Annotated in this window: 19 protein-coding genes and 1 pseudogene; 14 read left to right on the top strand and 6 right to left on the bottom strand. The window is 61.8% G+C overall.

Translation table 11 applies throughout. The annotated features are described in order from the left end of the window. Nucleotides 1-112: 112 nt before the first annotated feature. Nucleotides 113-646, bottom strand: coding sequence for a hypothetical protein (locus tag M0R88_RS06090; RefSeq protein ID WP_248656066.1), 534 nt, complete (start codon nucleotides 644-646; stop codon nucleotides 113-115). Between the two features lie 157 nt (nucleotides 647-803). Here M0R88_RS06090 and M0R88_RS06085 point away from each other — a divergent pair, with 157 nt between their 5' ends. Continuing rightward, nucleotides 804-950 (top strand): hypothetical protein, encoded by a 147-nt coding sequence (locus tag M0R88_RS06085; protein ID WP_248656065.1) that lies wholly within the window; start codon nucleotides 804-806, stop codon nucleotides 948-950. Between the two features lie 7 nt (nucleotides 951-957). Here M0R88_RS06085 and M0R88_RS06080 read toward each other — a convergent pair whose 3' ends face one another. Beyond that, nucleotides 958-1,431: a hypothetical protein gene (locus M0R88_RS06080; protein WP_248656064.1), complete on the bottom strand. Its 474-nt coding sequence runs from the start codon at nucleotides 1,429-1,431 to the stop codon at nucleotides 958-960. Between the two features lie 119 nt (nucleotides 1,432-1,550). Here M0R88_RS06080 and M0R88_RS06075 point away from each other — a divergent pair, with 119 nt between their 5' ends. After that, nucleotides 1,551-2,066: a 2'-5' RNA ligase family protein gene (locus M0R88_RS06075; RefSeq protein ID WP_248656063.1), complete on the top strand. Its 516-nt coding sequence runs from the start codon at nucleotides 1,551-1,553 to the stop codon at nucleotides 2,064-2,066. Nucleotides 2,067-2,442: 376 nt separating this feature from the next. On the opposite strand, the gene M0R88_RS06070 is transcribed toward M0R88_RS06075, so the two are convergent. Then, a complete protein-coding gene (locus tag M0R88_RS06070; RefSeq protein WP_248656062.1) occupies nucleotides 2,443-4,650 on the bottom strand; it encodes an ATP-dependent DNA helicase in 2,208 nt (735 codons plus the stop codon). A 95-nt stretch (nucleotides 4,651-4,745) separates the two neighbouring features. Next, complete coding sequence (locus M0R88_RS06065; protein ID WP_248656061.1) at nucleotides 4,746-5,717, bottom strand: cation diffusion facilitator family transporter; 972 nt, start codon at nucleotides 5,715-5,717, stop codon at nucleotides 4,746-4,748. A gap of 86 nt (nucleotides 5,718-5,803) precedes the next feature. On the opposite strand from M0R88_RS06065, the gene M0R88_RS06060 reads away from it, so the two are divergent. Next, complete coding sequence (locus M0R88_RS06060; RefSeq protein ID WP_248656060.1) at nucleotides 5,804-6,328, top strand: metallophosphoesterase; 525 nt, start codon at nucleotides 5,804-5,806, stop codon at nucleotides 6,326-6,328. Between the two features lie 411 nt (nucleotides 6,329-6,739). Here M0R88_RS06060 and M0R88_RS06055 read toward each other — a convergent pair whose 3' ends face one another. Continuing rightward, nucleotides 6,740-7,396 (bottom strand): ArsR/SmtB family transcription factor, encoded by a 657-nt coding sequence (locus tag M0R88_RS06055; RefSeq protein ID WP_248656059.1) that lies wholly within the window; start codon nucleotides 7,394-7,396, stop codon nucleotides 6,740-6,742. Between the two features lie 95 nt (nucleotides 7,397-7,491). On the opposite strand from M0R88_RS06055, the gene M0R88_RS06050 reads away from it, so the two are divergent. Beyond that, entirely contained in the window at nucleotides 7,492-7,632 is a 141-nt protein-coding gene (locus M0R88_RS06050; protein WP_248656058.1) for a DUF7859 family protein, read from the top strand. A 38-nt stretch (nucleotides 7,633-7,670) separates the two neighbouring features. On the opposite strand, the gene M0R88_RS06045 is transcribed toward M0R88_RS06050, so the two are convergent. After that, complete coding sequence (locus tag M0R88_RS06045) at nucleotides 7,671-8,699, bottom strand: threonine aldolase family protein (protein ID WP_248656057.1); 1,029 nt, start codon at nucleotides 8,697-8,699, stop codon at nucleotides 7,671-7,673. A 142-nt stretch (nucleotides 8,700-8,841) separates the two neighbouring features. Here M0R88_RS06045 and M0R88_RS06040 point away from each other — a divergent pair, with 142 nt between their 5' ends. From M0R88_RS06040 to M0R88_RS05995, 10 genes and pseudogenes are all read left to right on the top strand, one after another. Further along, a complete protein-coding gene (locus M0R88_RS06040) occupies nucleotides 8,842-9,936 on the top strand; it encodes an aminopeptidase (protein WP_248656056.1) in 1,095 nt (364 codons plus the stop codon). A 690-nt stretch (nucleotides 9,937-10,626) separates the two neighbouring features. Next, nucleotides 10,627-11,775 carry a tyrosine-type recombinase/integrase gene (locus M0R88_RS06035; RefSeq protein WP_248656055.1) on the top strand — a complete coding sequence of 383 codons (1,149 nt, stop codon included), beginning with the start codon at nucleotides 10,627-10,629 and terminating at the stop codon, nucleotides 11,773-11,775. Between the two features lie 776 nt (nucleotides 11,776-12,551). Continuing rightward, nucleotides 12,552-13,736 carry a hypothetical protein gene (locus M0R88_RS06030; protein ID WP_248656054.1) on the top strand — a complete coding sequence of 395 codons (1,185 nt, stop codon included), beginning with the start codon at nucleotides 12,552-12,554 and terminating at the stop codon, nucleotides 13,734-13,736. Nucleotides 13,737-14,130: 394 nt separating this feature from the next. Next, nucleotides 14,131-14,292, top strand: coding sequence for a hypothetical protein (locus M0R88_RS06025; protein WP_248656053.1), 162 nt, complete (start codon nucleotides 14,131-14,133; stop codon nucleotides 14,290-14,292). A 185-nt stretch (nucleotides 14,293-14,477) separates the two neighbouring features. Further along, a complete protein-coding gene (locus M0R88_RS06020) occupies nucleotides 14,478-15,038 on the top strand; it encodes an RpnC/YadD family protein (protein WP_248656052.1) in 561 nt (186 codons plus the stop codon). A 146-nt stretch (nucleotides 15,039-15,184) separates the two neighbouring features. Continuing rightward, nucleotides 15,185-15,382, top strand: a complete 198-nt coding sequence (locus tag M0R88_RS06015; RefSeq protein WP_248656051.1) for a hypothetical protein — start codon at nucleotides 15,185-15,187, stop codon at nucleotides 15,380-15,382. Between the two features lie 19 nt (nucleotides 15,383-15,401). Continuing rightward, nucleotides 15,402-16,778, top strand: a complete 1,377-nt coding sequence (locus M0R88_RS06010) for a PKD domain-containing protein (protein WP_248656762.1) — start codon at nucleotides 15,402-15,404, stop codon at nucleotides 16,776-16,778. Continuing rightward, nucleotides 16,778-16,936 (top strand): annotated as a pseudogene (locus M0R88_RS06005) (twin-arginine translocase TatA/TatE family subunit); the annotation flags it as partial. The gene M0R88_RS06010 and the pseudogene M0R88_RS06005, both read left to right, overlap by 1 nt. A 39-nt stretch (nucleotides 16,937-16,975) precedes the next feature. Beyond that, nucleotides 16,976-18,739: an Env/VP5 family phage fusion protein gene (locus tag M0R88_RS06000; protein WP_248656050.1), complete on the top strand. Its 1,764-nt coding sequence runs from the start codon at nucleotides 16,976-16,978 to the stop codon at nucleotides 18,737-18,739. After that, nucleotides 18,736-19,383: a DUF8063 family protein gene (locus M0R88_RS05995; RefSeq protein ID WP_248656049.1), complete on the top strand. Its 648-nt coding sequence runs from the start codon at nucleotides 18,736-18,738 to the stop codon at nucleotides 19,381-19,383. Before M0R88_RS06000 ends, M0R88_RS05995 begins: the two co-directional genes overlap by 4 nt.

The raw sequence follows: 19,383 nt of genomic DNA, 5'->3' as shown, positions 1-19,383 counted from the left end.
TTAAACTCTTTCGGGGTGGCAATGTTTGCAGTCGGCGAGCGAACAGTTCGTTCGGCTACAAATATCAGTTGCTCTACAAACTTTCTCCAAAGCTCCGAATCGAGCAAATCGCTTACTGACTCTCGTGGCCGTCACTCTCAGCTGTCATCGGGTTCAGCGCTCTCGTAAGTGCCTGCGTCGTTCGCGAACAGTTCATCTCCCCGGGCCACAGTGTGGCCGACAGCATCGAATCCTCGAACGTGATTCCGACCTTTATTCGGTCTGATTCGATGTAATTACTCTGCTGTCGTGCCTCTTTCACTGGATCAACTGTTAGATACCGAGAGCTCGTTTCTTCCCGGGCACGAACGATATATCGTCCTTTCCCTTCCCACGGGAGGCCGTCGTTACTACATTCGGAGAGAATTGTTCGTTGCGTCTCCGACTTAAGTGCAAACTCCGACCAGTAGACGACGTTTCCATCTTCTTCTACAAGAATCTCGACACTGCGTTGTTGCGGGGACCAGTTTGCAAGCTTTATCAAACCTAGGTGGACGCGAGAGACCGAGGATTGTCTCGAAAACGCTGAACAGCCCGCTCCTGCCGTAAGTCCTACCACGCTCGCAAGAACCCGTCTTCGAGAGGTCTTCTGGGATTCCTCCCTCATAGAAGTAAGGGAAGAGACGAAAGACATAAAATGTTAGTATAGAACCATGTGGGGCGGTATCTGGTCAAATCGGTAAAGGACTATGTCTTATCGGGGGACAATAAATTCCAAATACGATGGCCCCAACGCTTTTCGTCGTGCCCTCTCGACGGGTGGTATGACCGCCGGACGCGCCACCGTCCAGACCGAGGACCTGTTGAAGGTCCTGTTCGTCCTCCTCGTCGTGCTACTCGCGCTCGGCACCGACCCAGCGCTCGGAACGTCGTCCGTGCCGAAGTCGCTTCCGCGAGCGTTCGGGCTCTGAGGTCGGCCTACGTGGGTGCGACTCGACGCCGAACGGTGAGCGTACTGTACGCCGCGGCGGCGAACACGACGACCGCGAGACCGGCGGCGACTGCTCGATATCCCGAAGCCGTCAGCACCGTCAGCGCGAGTAGCCCGCCGACGAACAGGAGGAGGGCGTAGGGAACGTAGCTTCGGTCGAGGGTCGTCGAGAGCAGGATCAGCGAGCCGATAATCCACAGTTGCGGTCCCAGAGCGAACCCGACGAGTCCGGCCGGGAAGAACAGCAGGCCAATGGCCGTGGCGACGCCTTCCCGCCCCGTGACGATGCTCGCGGCGGAGACGATAGTCGCTCCGACGAAGACGCCAGCGAGTGTTACCGTAGAGAGTTGCCGTGACCCGACTGGGGAGCCAATCAGGTAGGCTCCCAGCGCGGTTGCGACAGTGACTGCCGAAATTGCAGGTAGCAGTCGAAGATGTTCTCGACTTGCAGACGTGGGCATGATTAGTAATCCAGAGTGGTGAATTAAAACGGTAGTGACTGTCAGACGATGTACCGCTTACCGCGCTGGGAAGTCCCGAACCGTCACTCTCTTAGCTCGTTCGACCCGACTGTCCGACAGTGTACAGCCTCAACGTCCCGGTTCCCGGTGAAGTCGAGCGACTGGCCGAGGACCTGCGCCCCGCGCTCCTCGACTTCGAATCCATCCGGGAGCGCCACACCCTCCTCTGTAAGCGCCTCGGCGACGAACCGCCGGGCGGGACCGCCCGCCTGCGCGAGCAGCTCCGGACCCGACTCGCGGGCGCGCCGGCCTTCGAGGCCCGCGTCACCGGCATCGACCGCTTCGAGAACCCGCCGCTCGGCGAGGGACCGGTGGTCTACCTCGCCGTCGAGAGTCCGGGCCTCCGGCAGGTCCACGGGCGACTGCTCGACGAGTTCTCGGCCGTCGAGGAGTTCGAGGGCGACGACTACGTGCCCCACGTCACGCTCGCCCGCGGCGGTGGCGTGGCGGCCGAGGGGACGGCCCGCCGCCTCGCAGACCGCGAAATCGAGCCGGTGACGTGGACCGTCAACCGCCTCGCGCTCTGGGACGCGACGTACGAGGAGGAAGTCGCCACGTTCTCGCTTCCGGGGTAGCCCGCGAGCGTCGCGTCGTCGGCGAACGAGCAGAGAACGAATTTTATCTCTCTTAGATAGAAAAATAGTTCTTCAGTGAAGCTATATCTGTTTCACGACTCGGCGCGTGCAGGCGCATCGCCGTGGGCGATACGCCTACCGCGCGAGGTCTGCGCGAACGGACGTGAGCGCACGGCTCGTCGGAACTCGCTTCCGACGGTGGATGTCGGCCGCAGACGCGGCCGACGAGGCTGGGGGTGGAGGCCCACGGTCGCGGTGTCGGACGGTGCAGCGCGGTAGACTCCCCGGAGTCGGCAACCGACTGCTGTACGGTCGCGGTCGTGGTGCTGTCGTAGTGGTGTAGACACGAAACCGGCCCCGACACGAATCCTCGTTCTCACGGCGTCGGCGGCGCGCCGTCCCACGCGTCCTCGTCCGAGTAGAAGTTCAGCATCGCGAACTTCAGCTTCTCGGGCTGGAGGTCCAGCATCTCGGCGCGCTCCTCGGGCGGGAACGTCCCGCGGACGCTGTACTTGCCCATGTCGTGCTGTCCCGCCTCGGTGTAGCGTTTGTCCACCAGCACGCGGACGCCGAAGTCGTCGGGCGAACGAATCACCCGACCGAGCGCCTGCCGGGTCTTGCGAATCGTCGGAATCTCGACGGCGTACTCCCACCCCGAATCCCGGCCCGACCGGTCGGCGAAGGTCCGGTCGTACGCCTCCTGCACGGCCTCCATCCGGTCGTTCAGGTGCGGGTAGGGAACGCCGACCACCACGACCGTCCGGGCCTCGTCGCCGTCGAAGCTGACGCCCTCCGCGAGGGTGCCCCACAGCGACGTGAACAGCGCGGCGTCGTCCGAAGCGACGAACCGCTGGCGCAGGTCTTCGACGGAGGTGCCGGGTTCGTCCATCAGGAGCGTCGTTCCCGCACTCTCGTTCCCGCTTCCGCCGCCGAACTCCCGCGAGAGGCGGTCGTAGTAGCGTTCGGCCTCGGCGTAACTCGGGAAGAACAGCAGGGTGTTGCCAGCGGTGAACTCCACCGAATCGCGGAGGACGCCCGCGATGGCCTCTTGGGTGTCGGGGTCGTCGCGCTCGCTGGAGAACAGCGCGGGCGTCTCGACCGCGAACGTCCGGCGGTTCTCCTCGGGGAACTGGAGTCCGTAGGCGATTTCCACGGGGTCGTCCAGTCCCAGCACGGCCGAACTCACGTCGAAGGGCCGGAGCGTCGCGCTCATCAGCACCGTGGCGTACACCTCACCGAACAACTCCTCGGTGACCTCCCGCGGGATGCAGGTGTACAGTTCCGCGCGGCCGTACACTTCTTCGGTCGCCTCGTCGCGCCGGACCGAGACCACGGGGTACTGGCCCAGTTCCGCGCTCTCGTCCATGAACGACTGGATGAACGTCGCGGCTTGGAGCGTCTGGCACTCCTGTCTGGTCGTCGCCTCGCCGGTCTTGTAGGCCTCTTCGTACTCTTCGTCCAGTTCCCGGCCGAGGTGGACCGCCAGTTCCAACTCGGTGTCGATGCCCTTCCCGGTGTACTGCTGGAGGAAGGCGAGCGTCAAATCGTCGCGCTTGCTCTCGTTGGCGATGGAGACGTCCTCCCAGTCGTCGCCGACTTTCTCGCGGTCGCCGAAGCCGAAGTTGTCCTCGTAGGTCGCTTCGAGCGCGGCCCGGAACGCCGAAATCACGTTGTAGGCGGGTTCGCTACGGGCGTCGTCCGAGTCCTGCAGCTCGTCCAACGCCGAGTCGAGGGTGTTCTCGGTCAGCGTCCGCGTCGCGTGTTCGCGGGCGGTGTCCTCGACGTTGTGAGCCTCGTCGAAGATGGTGATGACGTCCTCTGGGTCCCGGTCCAACCACCGGAAGAACTGCTCGCGTATCATCGGGTCGAGCAGGTGGTGGTAGTTACAGACCACCAAATCGACGCCTTCCATCCCGTCTTTCAGCAGTTCGTAGCCGCAGAGTTGCTGCTGTTCGGCGAACTCGTAGATGTCGTCGGGCGTGCGCACGTCGTCGTAGAGCCACGAGTAGAACTCGTCGTTGTCGCCGACCAGATTGTTGTAGTAGTACTCACAGGTGTTCTGCTCTTCCAAGCCCTCGACGCGCTCTTGGACCTGCTCTAACTCGTCCATGACCGCGCTCCGGGCCTCGGCGGCGCGCTCGTCGCCCTCCTGACTCGCTTCGAGCAGTTCCTCTTGGCGGTCCTCCAACTCCGCCAAGTCGCTCTCGGCGTCCACGACCTCGTAGGTGTTGTCCCGCAGGACCTGACACTCCTCGAAACCCACGTCGATGTGGCACATCGACCCCTTCCCCCGAAACACGACCGCTCGAATCGACTCCTCCTCCGTAATCGCCCGCGCGTCCGCCACGAACTGGCGCATCTGCTGGTGGACGTTAGTCGTGATGACGACCGTCTTGTCCTCCTCGCGGGCGTACTCCAGCGCGGGCACGAGCGACGAGAGCGTCTTGCCCGTCCCGCAGGCCCCCTCGAACAGCACGTCCTGTCCGCGCGAGAAGGCGTTGTAGATGCGGTCCATCGCCTCCCGCTGGTTGTCGTACGGCTCCTCGTAGGGGAAAAAGCGCATGTACCCGTTCGTCTCTGCCACGGGAGTCGTTTGCTCGGCTTCGGGTTTAAACTCTCGCTTGCGGGCGGAAGTGTCGCATCAGTTGACGGAACGTGCTACTGCCCGACGACGCGCAACTACTCCGCCGCCTCCTGCTGACTCCGCCACCGCGTCTCGGGTTCGATGTACACTTTCGACACGCTCCCGTTCTGCTCCATCAGCGCGTCCTCCAGGTCGGTGATTTTCTGGTCCATCTCGGCCGTAGCGATGCCCTTCTCGAAGGCGATGTCGGCGGTGAGAATCGCGTCCTCCGGCCCGAAGACCACGGTCCGGAAGTCCACGATGTTCACCACGCCGTCCCATCCCTCGATGACGCTCCGGAGTCGCTCCTCCTCGGACTCCGGCAGACTCTCGCCTAGCAGGAGGCGCTTGTTCTCCCACGCGAGCGCCACCGCGAATCCCATCAGCATGATTCCGATGAGCAGCGCGGACACCGCGTCGTAAATCGGGTTCCCGGTGACTCTGGAGAGGTAGATTCCCACCAGCGCGATGCCCGCGCCGGCGAGCGCGATGGTGTCCTCGGTGAACGCGGTCAGCGTCGTCACGTTGGTGGTCTTCTTGAACGCCTCCACCAGACCGCTCCAGTCGTGCTGCTCGATGTCCTTCTTCATGCCGGCGTACGCCTTCTTCAACGCCCAGCCCTCGAACAGAATCGCCGCGATGAGCACGCCGTAGTTGACCCAGACGCCGGGGAACGTGTATCCGAGTAACGTGGCCGCGCCCTGTTCGGGGACGTGGGGATGCATGATGGCGTCGTACCCGTGCTTGGCCGACTCCCACCCGGCGATGCCGAACAGCAGGACGCTCACCAGAAAGCTGTAGAAGAACTGCGCCTTCCCGTAGCCGAACGGGTGGGCCCGACTCGCCTCCTTGCTGCTGTATCGGATACCGATGAGTAGGAACACCTGATTGCCGGTGTCCGAGATGGAGTGGTACGTCTCCGAGAGCATCGCCGCGCTCCCGGTCAGCAGGAAGCCGAGGAACTTCAGCACGGCTATCACCCCGTTGGCGATGAGCGCGGCGATAACGACGGATTTGCTTTCGGCCATTGGCGTAGCCTTCTCTCTCGCCGGACAAGAAAGTGATTGCAACCCGGACGGAAACGCTCAGGAACCCGCCGCTCCTACGTCGAGTCATGATTACCGTCCTCTCGGACACTCACAGTCGGTCGGGCAACGAACTCGAAGGCCGCGCGAAGCGAGCGGTCGAGGAGAGCGACGCGGTCGTCCACGCCGGGGACTTCGTGAACGCGGCCGCGCTCGACGCCTTCGAGGCGGTCGCGGACCGACTCTACGCCGTCTACGGCAACAACGCCACGCCCGAGGTCCGCGACCGACTCCCGCCCGAGCGCACCTTCGAAATCGAGGGCGTCAGGTTCGTCCTGACCCACGGCGACGACCGGGGCGCGACCGGTCTCTCGCTACTGGGCCGCCAGCAGGCCGCCGACGCGGTGGTGTTCGGCCACTCGCACCGTCACGCGGCCACCGACGCCGAGGACGTCCTCCTGCTCAATCCCGGCAGTCACGCCGACCCGCGCGGCGGGACTCCGACCCACGCGGAACTCCGGGTAGCGGACGGCGAGGAGCGAACCGACGCGAGGCTCGTCGGCGAGATTCGACACCGAGACGGCTCTGTCGTGGAGACGTTCGAAATCGAGTAAGAAGGCGAGGTATCGGACGACCGCCCCGCCCGTCCTCCGCGGCGATTCGGTGGCGGTGGAGGGCGTGATGGAAGGCACCGGCGGACCGCGATGCGGCGGCGCACCGCGGGCAGTAGAGGGCACCGGGGACCGTAGAGGGCATCGGGGACCGGGCAGGGGTACCGGGACCGGGCAGGGGTACCGCGGAGCACACCGGAACCGTGGAGGGAACCGGAGTCCGTAACGGAGTCGGTGGAGCGCAGTCGGGGGCGGGAACCCACGGGGCACAGGGACGCGGACTCCCGCGATGGTGGAGGGCCGAAGCGGGGCGGTACACTTCTCCCTACACTCCGGTTTACCAAATACTTCGTGTAAGCTCAAATGCGCGTTTTAGTTATCGGCTATTTCCGGCAATTCAGCCCGGAGAGCGACTTACTCGCCGCTGTTCGAGTAGTACCACCACGCGAACCCGAGCGCGAGGACCAGCGCGCCCCCGGCGAAGAAGACCAGTCCCGGCGGGAGGGCGTTCGCCGCGGCGTCGGCGGCCTGCCCGGCGGTGTCGGTGGACTGGACCGTCATCCCACCGCCGCCTCCGCCGCCCGTCTCGGACATCGCGTCGCCGCCCGTGCCGCCCAGCAGCGCGCCGACGCCGTCGCCGTAGAACTCCTGTATGGCGACGCTGAGGAGGCCGAGCGCGCCGAACGCGCCGAGCAAGCGCGAGAGCGCGGACTTCAGTCCGGTCGTCTTCTCCTCGTCGCCCGCGAAGACGACCAGTGGTTGGTCGGCGGGCGCGTACACCTTCATCTCGCGGCCCTTCTCCGAGTAGACGGTGTCCACGACCTGAATCACGTCCGCGTTCTCCAGTTTCTTGAGGTGGTACTGGGCGTTCTGGAGCGACGTGTCGATGGTCTCGGCGAGGTCCGAGGGCGTCGCGGGGTCCTCGTGGAGGGCGGCCAGCAGTTCTCGTGCGGTCCCCGAGGAGAGCGCGCCGAGCAACTCCTCGGCGTCGTCGCTATCGACGCCGATGACCCGCGGTTCGGCGGATTGGGGGGCGGTCGCGTCCGAGGTGGAGGGCAGCAGGTCAGCCATAGGTCGCAGTTGACACCCCCGTCTCAAGAACTTTGTTCCCTGCGAGAGTAGGGAACGTCGAAACGAATTTGAGGCCGCGACCGAATGTCTCAGACATGGACCTCAGTTTCATCTTTAATAATCCACTCGTCGTCGGCTTCCTCGTCATCCTGCTCGGGTTCGTCCTCTACATGTACCTGTTCCTCCGGCGAACCGTCACCGGATTCCGCGAGGGCGTCCAGAACGGCCGTCGATAATCGTTGCCGCGAGGACGGAGAGCGACCTCGCACCGCGCTCAGTCCAGATTTTCGACCGCTTGGCCGACGCGCTCGGCCGCCGTCTCAACGTCGTCGCGGTCCGCGTCCCAGTGCGTGCAGAACCGCGCGACGTGCGTGTCGAACTGGGTCCCCAGCACGTCCATCTCCTCGCACGAGTCGAGGAACGCGTCCGCTTCGTGGCCCGTGCCCTCGGTGTCCACGAGGACGATGTTCGTCTCGGGGTCCTGCACGGTCAGGCCCTCGACACTCGCCAACTGCTCGGCCAGCGTGCGGGCGTTCTCGTGGTCCTCGGCGAGTCGCTCGACGTTTTCGAGTGCGAGTCGGCCCGGTCCTGCGATTACTCCGGCCTGCCGCATCCCGCCGCCGAACAGTTTGCGGTTGCGTCGGGCGCGGGCGACGAACTCCTCGCTCCCGGCCAGTATCGACCCGACCGGCGCGCCGAGTCCTTTCGAGAGGCAGAACATCACCGAATCGACGCTCTCGGTCATCCGTTCCGGGGGTACGTCGTGGGCAACTGCGGCGTTCATCACTCGCGCGCCGTCTAAGTGGACCGGAACCCCGCGGTCGTGGGCGGCCTCGGCCGCGGCGTCTATCTTCTCCGGCGCGATGGCGACGCCGCCCTTGCTGTTGTGGGTGTTTTCGAGCGTCAGCAGACCGGTTCCGGGCCGGTGGAGGTCCTCCTCGACGTACTCCTCGCGGACCTGCTCGGGGGTCGGCACCCCGCGCTCGCCGCCGTCGAGGGTCCGGACCTGTAGGGTCGAGAGCTGGGCCATCCCGCCGAGTTCCCACTTGACGACGTGGCTCTCTCGCTCGGTCAGCACCTCCTGGCCGCGCTCGGTGTGGGTCCGGACCGCGACTTGGTTGCCCATCGTCCCGGTCGGGACGTAGAGGGCGTCCTCCATGCCCACGAGGTCGGCGGCCTCGGCCTCTAACCGGTTAACGGTCGGGTCCTCGCCGTACACGTCGTCGCCCACGTCGGCGTCGCGGGCCGCCTCGCGCATCTCCTCGTCGGGTTTCGTCACGGTGTCGCTCCGCAGGTCTATCATGGGAGCGTCTTGCTCGCGGCGAGTCAAATACCCCTCGGTGGCGGCGATTCGGCCTCCGCCGCGTCGGGGCGGCAGGACGGCGGCGACCGCCTCGCTGTTCCGGACCGAAAGCGGTTTGCGCCTTTCCCCGTCATCTCTCGGTATGGACCCCCGAGTCAGAGATCACGCCGAGACAGTCGTCGATCACTCCACCGAAATCGAGGCCGGTGACAACGTCGTCGTCAGCGCCTCTTCCGCGGCCGAGGACCTGACGCTCGCGCTCTGTGAGACCATCGGCGAACGCGGTGCGTTCCCGTTCCACGTCTCGTTCCGCAAGGACCGGACGCGCGCGGCGTTCCTCGAAGCCGTCGCGCCCGAGGACCTCGACACGCCCGACCACGAACTCGCGCTGGCGGAGGCCGCCGACGTGTGGATTCACGTCCGCGCCCACGACAACGTCGCCGAGATGAGCGCGGTGGACAGCGACACCATGTCGGCCTTCCGGAAGGCCCAACTGCCCGTCCGCGAGGAGATTCTCGACACGACGTGGGTACTGACCCAGTACCCCGCGCCCGCCGACGCCCAGAACGCCGAGATGAGCACCGAGGAGTACGAGGAGTTCGTCTGGTCGGCCATCGGCAAGGACTGGTCCGAGCAGAAGGCCCACCAGCAACGCATGGTCGAGATTCTGGACGCCGGCGAGGAGGTCCACGTCGTCTCGGGGGACTCGACCGACCTCCGGATGAGCATCGAGGGGATGACCACCATCAACGACCACGCGAAGAACAACCTACCCGGCGGCGAGGTGTTCACCGCGCCGGTCGCCGACTCGGTGGAGGGCGAAGTGCTGTTCGACAAGCCCCTCGTCCACGAGGGCCACGAGGTCAACGACGGCTACCTCCGGTTCGAGGACGGCGAGGTCGTGGAGTACGGAGCCAGCAAGAACGAGGACGTGCTGGGCCAGATTCTCGACACCGACGAGGGGGCGAAGCGACTCGGCGAACTCGGCATCGGGATGAACCGCGACATCGACCGGTTCACCTACAACATGCTCTTCGACGAGAAGATGGGCGACACCATCCACCTCGCGGTCGGACGGGCCTACGACGAGTGCCTGCCCGAGGGCGAGACCGGCAACGAGAGCGCGGTCCACGTGGACATGATCGTGGACATGGCCGAGGACTCCTACATCGAGGTGGACGGGGAAATCGTCCAGCGTAACGGCACGTTCCGGTTCGAGGACGGTTTCGAAGGATAATCGACCGCGAGCGAACGGAGTGAGCGACCTTTTTCATCGACGTTTTTCGAGGGGTGGTGCCCGCAGAGTGCGAACTCTGTTCGCACCCGAGGACACCCGACGCGGAAAAAGGTCGAACTGACACCTTCCGGTTCGAGGACGGTTTCGAGGACTGAGCGCTCTCCTTTTGGTGCAGATTTTACGAGTGAGCGAGCGGCCGTTCCGTGGAACTTCTCGGGGCGACCGCGCGACTTCGGAACGAAACCGTCGATTTTCGTGTGCGGAGCGGTAACAATCTCCGATTCGACGGCTAGTCCGGGATGCGGAAATTTATTTCAACTCCTTTGCCAGCACGTCAATCCGGCCGCGGATTTTCGTTCGTCTCGGCCGTAAGATTTCTCTACTGACCTTACACTGCAATTTAAGTGTTTGGGCTATAGACTCATGCCCGTGACGAAGGTAGCGTGTCCCGACTGTGGTCGCAGTATCGCAATGCACGAACTCGAAACCCGAACCGTTGCCCAACGCAACGATTTCCAGACGAACTATCGGTGTCCCTTCTGTCGCTCGGACATCAACGATGTCGGCGACCTCTTCTGAACGAGCGCGTCTAGGCTTTCTCTCACCGCTGGCAGTCCGACCGCGAAACGAAGAATCCCCGGAGTCGTCGGCTCCGGTTCGACTGCACGTCGCGAGGAGATTACGGGCACGATGGGATTCGCACGCCAGTCGAAGCCGCGAAACAAACTCGCGGCGTCTCCCTTCCGCGCAGACCCTGCGGGCCTGCTCGGCCACGACCGTCGGATATGTCTGGGCGGTTCGGAGGTCACCGAATCCATGAACTCGGAATCACCAGAACAAGCACTGACCATCTACCTCGAACACCGCGAAACCGAATTATCGCCAGAGTCGCTCAGCAGTTACGAGTACAGACTTAACTACTTCCTCGACTGGTGCGACCAGAACGACATCGACGACATATCGGACATCACACCGCGCGACATCCACGACTTCAAAGCGTGGCGGAGAGACGAGGGCGCTGACTGCGACGGCGAGTTAGCGAAGCCAACTCTGAAGTCGAATATGGACTGCCTCAGGGGATTCCTCGAATACCTCGAACGACTCAACTACGCTCAGAGCGACATCCACGAGAGCGCCGAGTCGCCCACCCTGAAGGGCGATGAGAACGTGCGCGACCACATCGTCACAGCAGAACAAGCAGAAGCCATACTGACCCGCCTCGACCGCTACAGCTACGCCTCCAAACCCCACATGCTGTTCGTTCTCGCTTGGAGCACCGGAGCTCGAACGGGTGCGCTCCGCTCACTTGACCTCGCGGATTACGGCCCTCAAGACGAGTACGTCGAATTCGTCCACCGACCGGACACCGACACGAGACTGAAAAACGGGTCGAACGGCGAGCGGATGGTCGCATTGCGCCCCGAGACCTGTGCCATCATCGACGATTACATCGCCGAAACCCGACCCAACGTGACCGACGAGTACGGCCGCAAGCCCCTGTTGGCCACGAAGCACGGGCGGATGGCGGCCAACACCATCCGCGGGTGGATTTACAGGTTGACGAGACCGTGCTGGTGGGGTGACGGGTGCCCACACGACCGCGACCAAGACGACTGCAAGGCCGCCACGAACGACAACTACTCGTACGAGTGCCCAAGCACGACGGGCCCCCACAGCGTCAGGCGAGGGGCGATAACGACGCACTTGAACGCCGACGTGCCCCGCGAAATCGTTAGTGACAGAGCGCAAGTGAGCGAGAGTGTGTTGGAGAAGCACTATGACGGTCGTAGCGAGCGAGAGAAGATGGAGCAACGACGAGGATTCCTTGACAACATCTGACGGCCCAGAGGGGGAAAACACATTTAATATCTCTGTCTAAATGGTGAAATGAACCATGAGCGTCCGAATCGACCTAGAGGACGACCGCGGGACGGCCACGACCCAATGCCGATGCGGTCGCCGAGTCGACCACGCACTATCCGCTCCCGGCAACGTGACGAAGTGCGAGTGTGGCCGCACCCACAGCGTGACGATGCGGTGACCACGCTGGCCGTGACGCTGAAAATATTTTTTTTCAGAGGAGATGAGTGAGTGGGGTTACGAGTGCCGATGACCTCCTCCGCTGAGAGTGCCGATATTGGACGATTCAGACAAAGAGCCGTAACGATAGCTGACGACCCTTGAACTTGGCTGAAACAGCATTTGGATAACTGTACCGTTAGCACTACAATTACGTACAACCACGTACATCTAATTGTACAGTACGTGGCACAACGTACAACGCACTACTGTATAGTGCGTGGTACAATTAGTACCACGTACTGCGCCGCCGCGGCGGCCACCTCGTCACACTCGCCGCGCTGGCACTCGTCAAACGGTCAATATCGGCACGCTCGTCACAGGGCCCGTTCGCCACGCTCAGCCCCACCTACTCATTTCGTCTAAAAAAATATATTGCGCCGACCGCCCGTTCGGCACCCTCGACCGGGTGCCTCGTCCCTCTCTATGATTGATATTAACCCACAACCTTGGCAAATATTAGCACGTTGTTGGGGCTGTAATTGTGCCTTCGAGGTACAAACAAAGCTATAGGGGTATGGGGTAATTGTCTGTGTATGACACAATCCCCGCCGACCGATTCCGTGTCGTCGACTCTCCGATTGAACGAACCCGGAGACAAGAAGCGACCTACGATGAATTACTGGGCGCATGTGACAGTTGCCATCCTATCGGGCGATGACGGTGCGCTGACCCGAGGCCAAGTCGCCAACGAAGCCATCCTCGCCGACCTCCGCGATGTCGACGCCTACGAGGACATCGAGGACAACCTCACCGCGGTCGAAGAATCCGTGCTGGACGACCTCGACCGGATGCTTGATGTCGATGTGCGCGCCGAACTCCTCTCCCTTTCCGAGTATTATGCGGTCGAGACCGAGGCGCGGTGGGCGCACTATGTGCGCCAAATGTTTGAGCGCGAACAGGATGATGACGAAGACGTTGTCCAGCATCCTCCGCACTTCCGCAAGCCGCAATGCAACATCTATCTTCTGCCTGCACACACGCCCGAGGGGCGCGGTCTGGGTGACTTGGTCGCCGATAGCCTCGTGCAACTGCTGGCGTCGCCTTGGGACTCTCGCGCGGAACGGGTCGCCGACCTCCAAGCAATCGCCACCGCGGCCCGGCGCGGATGGGATGCAGTCGACGATGACCGGATGACCCGCTTCGGTGCGTGGGTTCGTGACGGCGACACGTCGTTGTATCCCGTGGGTGACCTTGCCGATGCGGTCGATGCGGCCATCAATTCCGAGGATGCCGTCGAGAAGGGGGTCGACGACGAGCAGGTGGATGGGAAAATCCGTGAGTGGGACGAGGAGGAGACCCACCCTGAGCGGCTTGCCGAACTGGATATTGCACAAACTGTGGAGGCGCAAACCCAGGTGCTTGAAGCGGCTACCCGTTACGTTGTCCGCAACACGTCCCGGTCGTTCACGGGCCCGGACAACATATCTGCACGGAAGGACGTAATTCGGAAAGTCCTCGGCCGCTGTACTCCGCACTTGGTTGAGACTTATGGCCCTGTCATCAAGAACACGGAGAAAGCTATGCCGTCGACTGATAAGGCAGACAGGTCGGGAGTTGAAGCGGCACTTGAGAACCTGGCTAAGTCTGGTAATGACGATACTGCCAGCGCGACGAGCGGTGACGATGATGGCGAGAAGGGGACTGACGAAGTGTTCGCGGCAACGCCAGTTGATAGTGACGAGGATGACGAACTGCTAGACGCAGGGTTCGAGAATTAACCGATAAGAAGCACGCTTAAACGGGTATCGCTTGTTGTTTTTTCATAGACGCTGTCGGTGGTCGCCCGCTATCGACTTGGGCTCGAATGCGCCACAACGTGAGTGGCATCTCCGCGCGAAGCGCGGAATGGGTCTGGGTCGTGGTTGGAGAGCACCAATAAGGTCAGCACGATAACACAAATATGATGACAGACAACCAAAACACATCATCTGATGCACAGTGCGTCCACCTAGTTTGGGTCGGCCAGACCGAGGGCGAGCAGGAGTTGCTGGACAGCATCCACTCAACGCCTGCGTCGTCGAACGACCGGGTGATGGACATCCACCGCGGCCCCAGCAATTTGCACCCATCGCAGGAACGACGACCTGTTAGTGACTTGGATGGTAATGCGCGATGACTGATGTGGACGAAGACGTTGAGGACATCGTCGCGCAGATGGATGGCTGGGTGACGCTCCGCGACCGCCTTGACGACCGCGACCGCTTGGAGGCCGCCGAAGCGCAAGCGTGGGACAGTTGGGCCCACTCGCCCTCTGGACTAGCGGAACGTCGCTGACTCGCACCCGGACTCCTTCTTGTCCTCGTGTTTGATTACCGATAGTTATTTGGTCGTGGCAACCATATAACCCTTCGTCCAGTAGAACTGGACGTGTTAGGTTGTCTTCCGCCACCTCACGGTGGCGAACCGTTTTCGTGCTAGAAATAGACATATAGGGGTTCATATAATATGTTTGACTGAAGATGAAGACAACTAACACACGCCGACCGACACACGACCAATATGCCCGCGCGATGACGTGGATGGAAAACTGCAAGTGGGATTTCGATGCCGATGGGGGCGTCCGCGACCGTGATGAATGGCGACGTGACGTGTTTTTTGGCGCGGTCGCTGAGCAGGTCGCATCGGACTGGCTGGAGGGCCACGATGTTGTCCATCGCCGTGTCACGGACGATGAAGATGCATCATGTGACATTGACGCCTATGGCGTCTCTATTGACGTTAAATTGCGCTACGGCGAACGCTTCTCGAACCCAGACCTGCTTGTCCGGGAGCGCGGCGACGGGGTCGGGGCAGACATCTATTTGCTGGTCGAGGCGCGACAGGTCGACGCTGACGGGCCGCCTGAGTTTGGTGTTGTTGGGTTGGCGACCGCGGACAAGGTCGACCGGGAGGGGCGGCCGTTTCGTCATGGCGCACACGACAAGACGCTCGTTGACCGTGATGCGCTCCGAGACCCGCGCGGGTTTGGCGTCTTCGACGCCATCATGGACGTGAAGCACTCGCAGAACGCCGCGAGTTAATTCTCTGGGTTCTGCCCCTTGTCTCGTGCTGGCGTTGATTCTGACCGTGTTTCTGTGCGAATTATGCGCGGTGGTTGTTCTCTATTTAAATATTTATTACTGTGGGGAATACCTATAGGGGCTGAACTAGTTATTAGTGACGTAACATGAGTGACAGACTTGACATCGGCGAAGTTTCGAAATTTGCGAATTCGGCATCAACCACGGCATTTGGTCTGATGCTGATTTTCGGCGCATCGCTAGCTAACCACGTCCCGGAGGCAGGCGCGACCGCGATTGGTCTCGGGCTATTCCTTCAGGGTGGTGCGCCGATTGGCAACAAGGCCGCGGGCTACTTCAACTGAACATTTCAAGGTGAAATTCATGAACGGAACACAACACATCAAGCGGTTCGGAGTCCTTGTGATGGCGGCCATGCTCGTCGTATCGGGCTTAGCGGTCGCCGCGACGGTCACAACCACAGTTTGGCAAGATGGTGACGACTTCAGCGACTGGACGCTCGGCACCAACGCCAGTACAACTGGCGATGGAGGCCTTGAACTGTCCGACAGTGCATCTTCGTCGCCTTATGTCAACATCAGTAACACAGAAGCCGTGGACAAGGTGCGGATTGAGACCCGCAACATGTCGTCTGGAGCGGAGGTACGGGTTTATCTCGAAACTCCGTTGAACACGTCGGCTGACCACGTGTTCAACGCCAGCCAAATCGACTCTAACGGCACGATAACGATTGATGTTGCCGACTCGCTCCACTTCTCCGGCGACTCGCCGAGCAACGAAAGTTGGAGCGGTGACCTCCGAGTCGGGATGATGGAGGTCAGCGGCGACACCACAATCGAATCCGTCAGTTATTTGGATTCCAACACCGCGCCGACCGCGGACGCTGGCCCCAACCAGACCGCCCTCCAGGGCGACTCCGTGGCGTTCGACGGAAGCGGGTCGACCGATTCCGACGGAGACACGCTCTCGTACTCGTGGGACTTCGACGGTGACGGCACAGAGGACGCAACGGGCGTCTCGCCGACCCATTCGTTCTCGTCGACGGGCACGTACACGGTCGAACTCACGGTGACTGACCCTGACGGAGCGAGCGACACGGACACGATGACTGTAACGGTCGAAGAATCGACCTATGAGCAGACGTTCGACGTGACTGACGCCAACGGCTCGGCCGTCGCTAACGCCACGGTCGATGTCACGGACGACTCCACCGGGACGACGGTTGCCACGCTGACGACTGACGATAACGGTAGCGCGGTCGCCACGCTTGCGGACGGCAACTACAGCTTCGACATCACCGCGGATGGATTCGACTCGACGAATGGTAGCTTCGCTGTGTCCGGGGCGGCTCAGACGCACAACGTGACGCTCTCGCCAGCGCACGACATCACTGTCAACGTGGTTGACTCGACCGGCATCGCGGTCGAGAACGCATCGGTTGAATTCCCCGACCTGAACGAGTCGGCGACGACCGACGAGAACGGCTCGGCGGCCTTCACCGGCATCGCGGAAGGCACGCACAACGTGACGGTCACGGGCCCTGATGGCGACATCTCCGTGGACGACGAAATCGAAGTGACCGAGAACGACACCGAGTTCGAGGTCGTCCTCTCGGAGGACACCTCTGGCGGTGGAGGCTGGGTCGGCGACAATGGTGACACGACTACCTACGTGTTCGTCGGTGGCGGCCTGCTCGTCGTCCTCCTCATGTTCGCCGCTCTGGCGGGTGCCGACCCATGATTCCGGGCGGAATGGAGATGATGGTGATTGCGGGCATTGGCGTCCTGCTGTTTGGCGCTAACAAAATTCCGAAGCTGGCGCGGTCGGTCGGTGAGGCGCAGGGCGAGTTCCAAAAGGGACGGCAAGAGTTGGAGCAGGAGCTAGAGGCACAGACGGAGGTGACCGAGTAAACACGACACACATCTTTCAGTACAACAATGGGAGACGATTCGAAGCTTTACGATACGGTTGCACAGGCACGAGACGATGTCCCGAGCGGGCCGAGTATGTCGCGCCGGGACGTTCTGAAGACGGGTGCGATGGCCACGGCGATGGCCGCTGGCGGGCCCGCCGCGGTTAACCACGTCGCGCCCCGGTATTCCCCTATTGGTCGGGCGGATGCACTGGCTGGAGTCATTGCTGGGGCGGCGGTCGCGGCGGCCGCAGGAGCCGCCGTCCACTGGTATGTCTCGGGCGGTCTAGACGGCGACAGTGAGGATGAGACGCTGACTCAGACGCACCGCAATATCCGGTCGGCGGCGCGCGGTCTGGATTCGTCCGCAGAGGCAGAGCAGGAATTTGAGAACCTTGTTGCCAACCGCTCTTCGAACTGGATTTGGCAGGATGCTGTCCTTGAGTTCGTCCGAGGATTCAATGACACGTCAGATGACGCCCCGTCCATTCCCGACCTGAAGGCCGAGATGGAGGCGAACATCCGGGACGACTACGCTGACCTCGAACAGCAAATCGTCGATAACCAGACGACCGACGTGGTGCAGTTAATCGAGATGTTCAACCACGTTCACTCGTACGGGCACGCCGATAGTGCTGGTCAGATATTCAACTTCTACTATACGTACAATACAGGAGTTGATTCGTCTGAATTCGACTGGGTTGGTGGACACCCGGTAGGGGATGTGTCAGGGTACGATGTGTCCAATTCTGATGACGTCCTCCGTCCGTTCAGTGACTACTACGGGGATGACCCAGTCACCAGCACCGACGACATCATCTACATCGATTATGAGACAATCAACGGCGAGACGATGGAGGCGGCCGCTGGTTGGGGTGACTATACCTTCATGCAAGGGAGTGGTTTCGGGGGCGGTCACTACTACTACGACTCGGCCAATGACGATTTTACCAGCATCCAGGTAGAGACTGACTCGTACACTGGTGGAATGCCCCAACGCTGGGGGGTGACTGACCCTGACGGGTCTGACCTCTACGGTTTCCTCGACCTTCAACGCCGCAGGTCGGCCGTGTCGAACATCCGTAGCGCGGCGCAGAACCTTGCGGGCGAGGTCGACAGTTGGGTTGACCAAATCGACCAGAATTATGCGCGCGGTTCACTCCCTGCGGCCGACGTAGTCGCAACCTCTCGCCTGTGGGAAGAATACTCGTACGAGGAAGGAAACGCAAGTCTTACGGCTCTCTCAGCCTCGCAACTGGGCTTTGAGACCGACCTGAAGGGTACCGCGACTGTCGTCGAGTACCCCAATGCCACGAGCAAGTCTGAAATCGACGGGATGGACGGACAGAAAATCGACGGTAACCTGCTCCTCGACACCCCTGACGAAGTATCGGTCAACTCCGGCGAGGCGTACGTCGTCGACAACCTTACTGGGTCGGATGGGGCGGTCTTGATGACGACTCCGTCTGGTGACACAGCGGAGCTTGAGGGCGTGTTCGAGGTCAAGGCGCTGTACTCGTACGAGGATGGTGAGCGTGTCGAGAAGGACACGATGACCCCCGAGACGTACACCTTCAGTCCGCGCGACCCGAATCAATACGAGGAGGACGTGGAGCAGGCCAATAACGCCCGTGAAGCGGCGACGCAGAATCCTGAAATCAACGTCAGCGACCTGTTCGGGCTCGGCGGCGCAGGGGCAGTCTTCAACGACATTCCGCGCTGGGCGTTCCTCGTGCCGGGGGCTGGATTAATCATTGCGCTATTCGCCGCACTCGCGGGTGGTGAATGATGTTCTGGCTCATCTTCAAAATCATACCAATAGGATTCCTCGTGCGGGTGCTGGCCATCGCCGCACTTGTTTCGGCGGCAGTCTTTGGGTATATGGCGTATAGTGCGTCCGCGCAGTCGGCAGACGACTGTGCAGATGCGTTGACCAACGAAGAATATGAAGAGTGCATCGAGAACACGGACAGCAGTGATACCGCTGACGGGCCCGATGACGACTCAAGTAACGGCGATGCGTCGACCTTGTTTTATCACGGCGAAGGGATTCGATTGAACTCTATCGAGACCAACGACGACGGCGAAGCCGTCGTGAAGGTGTCGAGTGAAGATGGTGGTGAGCAGGTCGTCATCACGGATTCGTCACGCCAGACAGAGGGCGAAATGGAGCGTTATCGCTACGAACTCTCCAAGGGAGAGAACACGTTGCGAGTTCCGCTTCATAACCCTGAGACGCCCGCGCTGACGGTCGACGCCGCGGGTAGGCTGTATTTCTGGATTGGCGAGGGCAGTTCCATCAACTGGGCCCCCGATGCAGGGCACTCCTTAGGGATGACAGTCGGAGGTGGGGCAGTCGTCTTGGTCATGATGACCGGCCTTCAATTGCTCCTAGCTCGGGGTGCAACCAAACCGAAGAACCCCATTAAGTGA

The organism is Halorussus gelatinilyticus, from assembly GCF_023238445.1.
In the GTDB taxonomy this organism is placed as follows: domain Archaea; phylum Halobacteriota; class Halobacteria; order Halobacteriales; family Haladaptataceae; genus Halorussus; species Halorussus gelatinilyticus.
The sequence above is the reverse complement of the archived record's forward strand: the minus strand, read 5'-3'. Positions and strand labels throughout refer to the sequence as shown.

What these genes read in the sequence shown, in the direction of transcription:
- M0R88_RS06065 (WP_248656061.1), bottom strand. Translation starts at nt 5,717, where the DNA reads ATGGCCGAAAGCAAATCCGTCGTTATCGCCGCGCTCATCGCCAACGGG.
- M0R88_RS06010 (WP_248656762.1), top strand. Translation starts at nt 15,402, where the DNA reads ATGAACGGAACACAACACATCAAGCGGTTCGGAGTCCTTGTGATGGCG.
- M0R88_RS06035 (WP_248656055.1), top strand. Translation starts at nt 10,627, where the DNA reads ATGGGATTCGCACGCCAGTCGAAGCCGCGAAACAAACTCGCGGCGTCT.
- M0R88_RS06080 (WP_248656064.1), bottom strand. Translation starts at nt 1,431, where the DNA reads ATGCCCACGTCTGCAAGTCGAGAACATCTTCGACTGCTACCTGCAATT.
- M0R88_RS05995 (WP_248656049.1), top strand. Translation starts at nt 18,736, where the DNA reads ATGATGTTCTGGCTCATCTTCAAAATCATACCAATAGGATTCCTCGTG.
- M0R88_RS06045 (WP_248656057.1), bottom strand. Translation starts at nt 8,699, where the DNA reads ATGATAGACCTGCGGAGCGACACCGTGACGAAACCCGACGAGGAGATG.
- M0R88_RS06025 (WP_248656053.1), top strand. Translation starts at nt 14,131, where the DNA reads ATGACTGATGTGGACGAAGACGTTGAGGACATCGTCGCGCAGATGGAT.
- M0R88_RS06055 (WP_248656059.1), bottom strand. Translation starts at nt 7,396, where the DNA reads ATGGCTGACCTGCTGCCCTCCACCTCGGACGCGACCGCCCCCCAATCC.
- M0R88_RS06085 (WP_248656065.1), top strand. Translation starts at nt 804, where the DNA reads ATGACCGCCGGACGCGCCACCGTCCAGACCGAGGACCTGTTGAAGGTC.
- M0R88_RS06060 (WP_248656060.1), top strand. Translation starts at nt 5,804, where the DNA reads ATGATTACCGTCCTCTCGGACACTCACAGTCGGTCGGGCAACGAACTC.
- M0R88_RS06050 (WP_248656058.1), top strand. Translation starts at nt 7,492, where the DNA reads ATGGACCTCAGTTTCATCTTTAATAATCCACTCGTCGTCGGCTTCCTC.
- M0R88_RS06040 (WP_248656056.1), top strand. Translation starts at nt 8,842, where the DNA reads ATGGACCCCCGAGTCAGAGATCACGCCGAGACAGTCGTCGATCACTCC.
- M0R88_RS06090 (WP_248656066.1), bottom strand. Translation starts at nt 646, where the DNA reads ATGAGGGAGGAATCCCAGAAGACCTCTCGAAGACGGGTTCTTGCGAGC.
- M0R88_RS06030 (WP_248656054.1), top strand. Translation starts at nt 12,552, where the DNA reads ATGACACAATCCCCGCCGACCGATTCCGTGTCGTCGACTCTCCGATTG.
- M0R88_RS06000 (WP_248656050.1), top strand. Translation starts at nt 16,976, where the DNA reads ATGGGAGACGATTCGAAGCTTTACGATACGGTTGCACAGGCACGAGAC.
- M0R88_RS06015 (WP_248656051.1), top strand. Translation starts at nt 15,185, where the DNA reads ATGAGTGACAGACTTGACATCGGCGAAGTTTCGAAATTTGCGAATTCG.
- M0R88_RS06020 (WP_248656052.1), top strand. Translation starts at nt 14,478, where the DNA reads ATGAAGACAACTAACACACGCCGACCGACACACGACCAATATGCCCGC.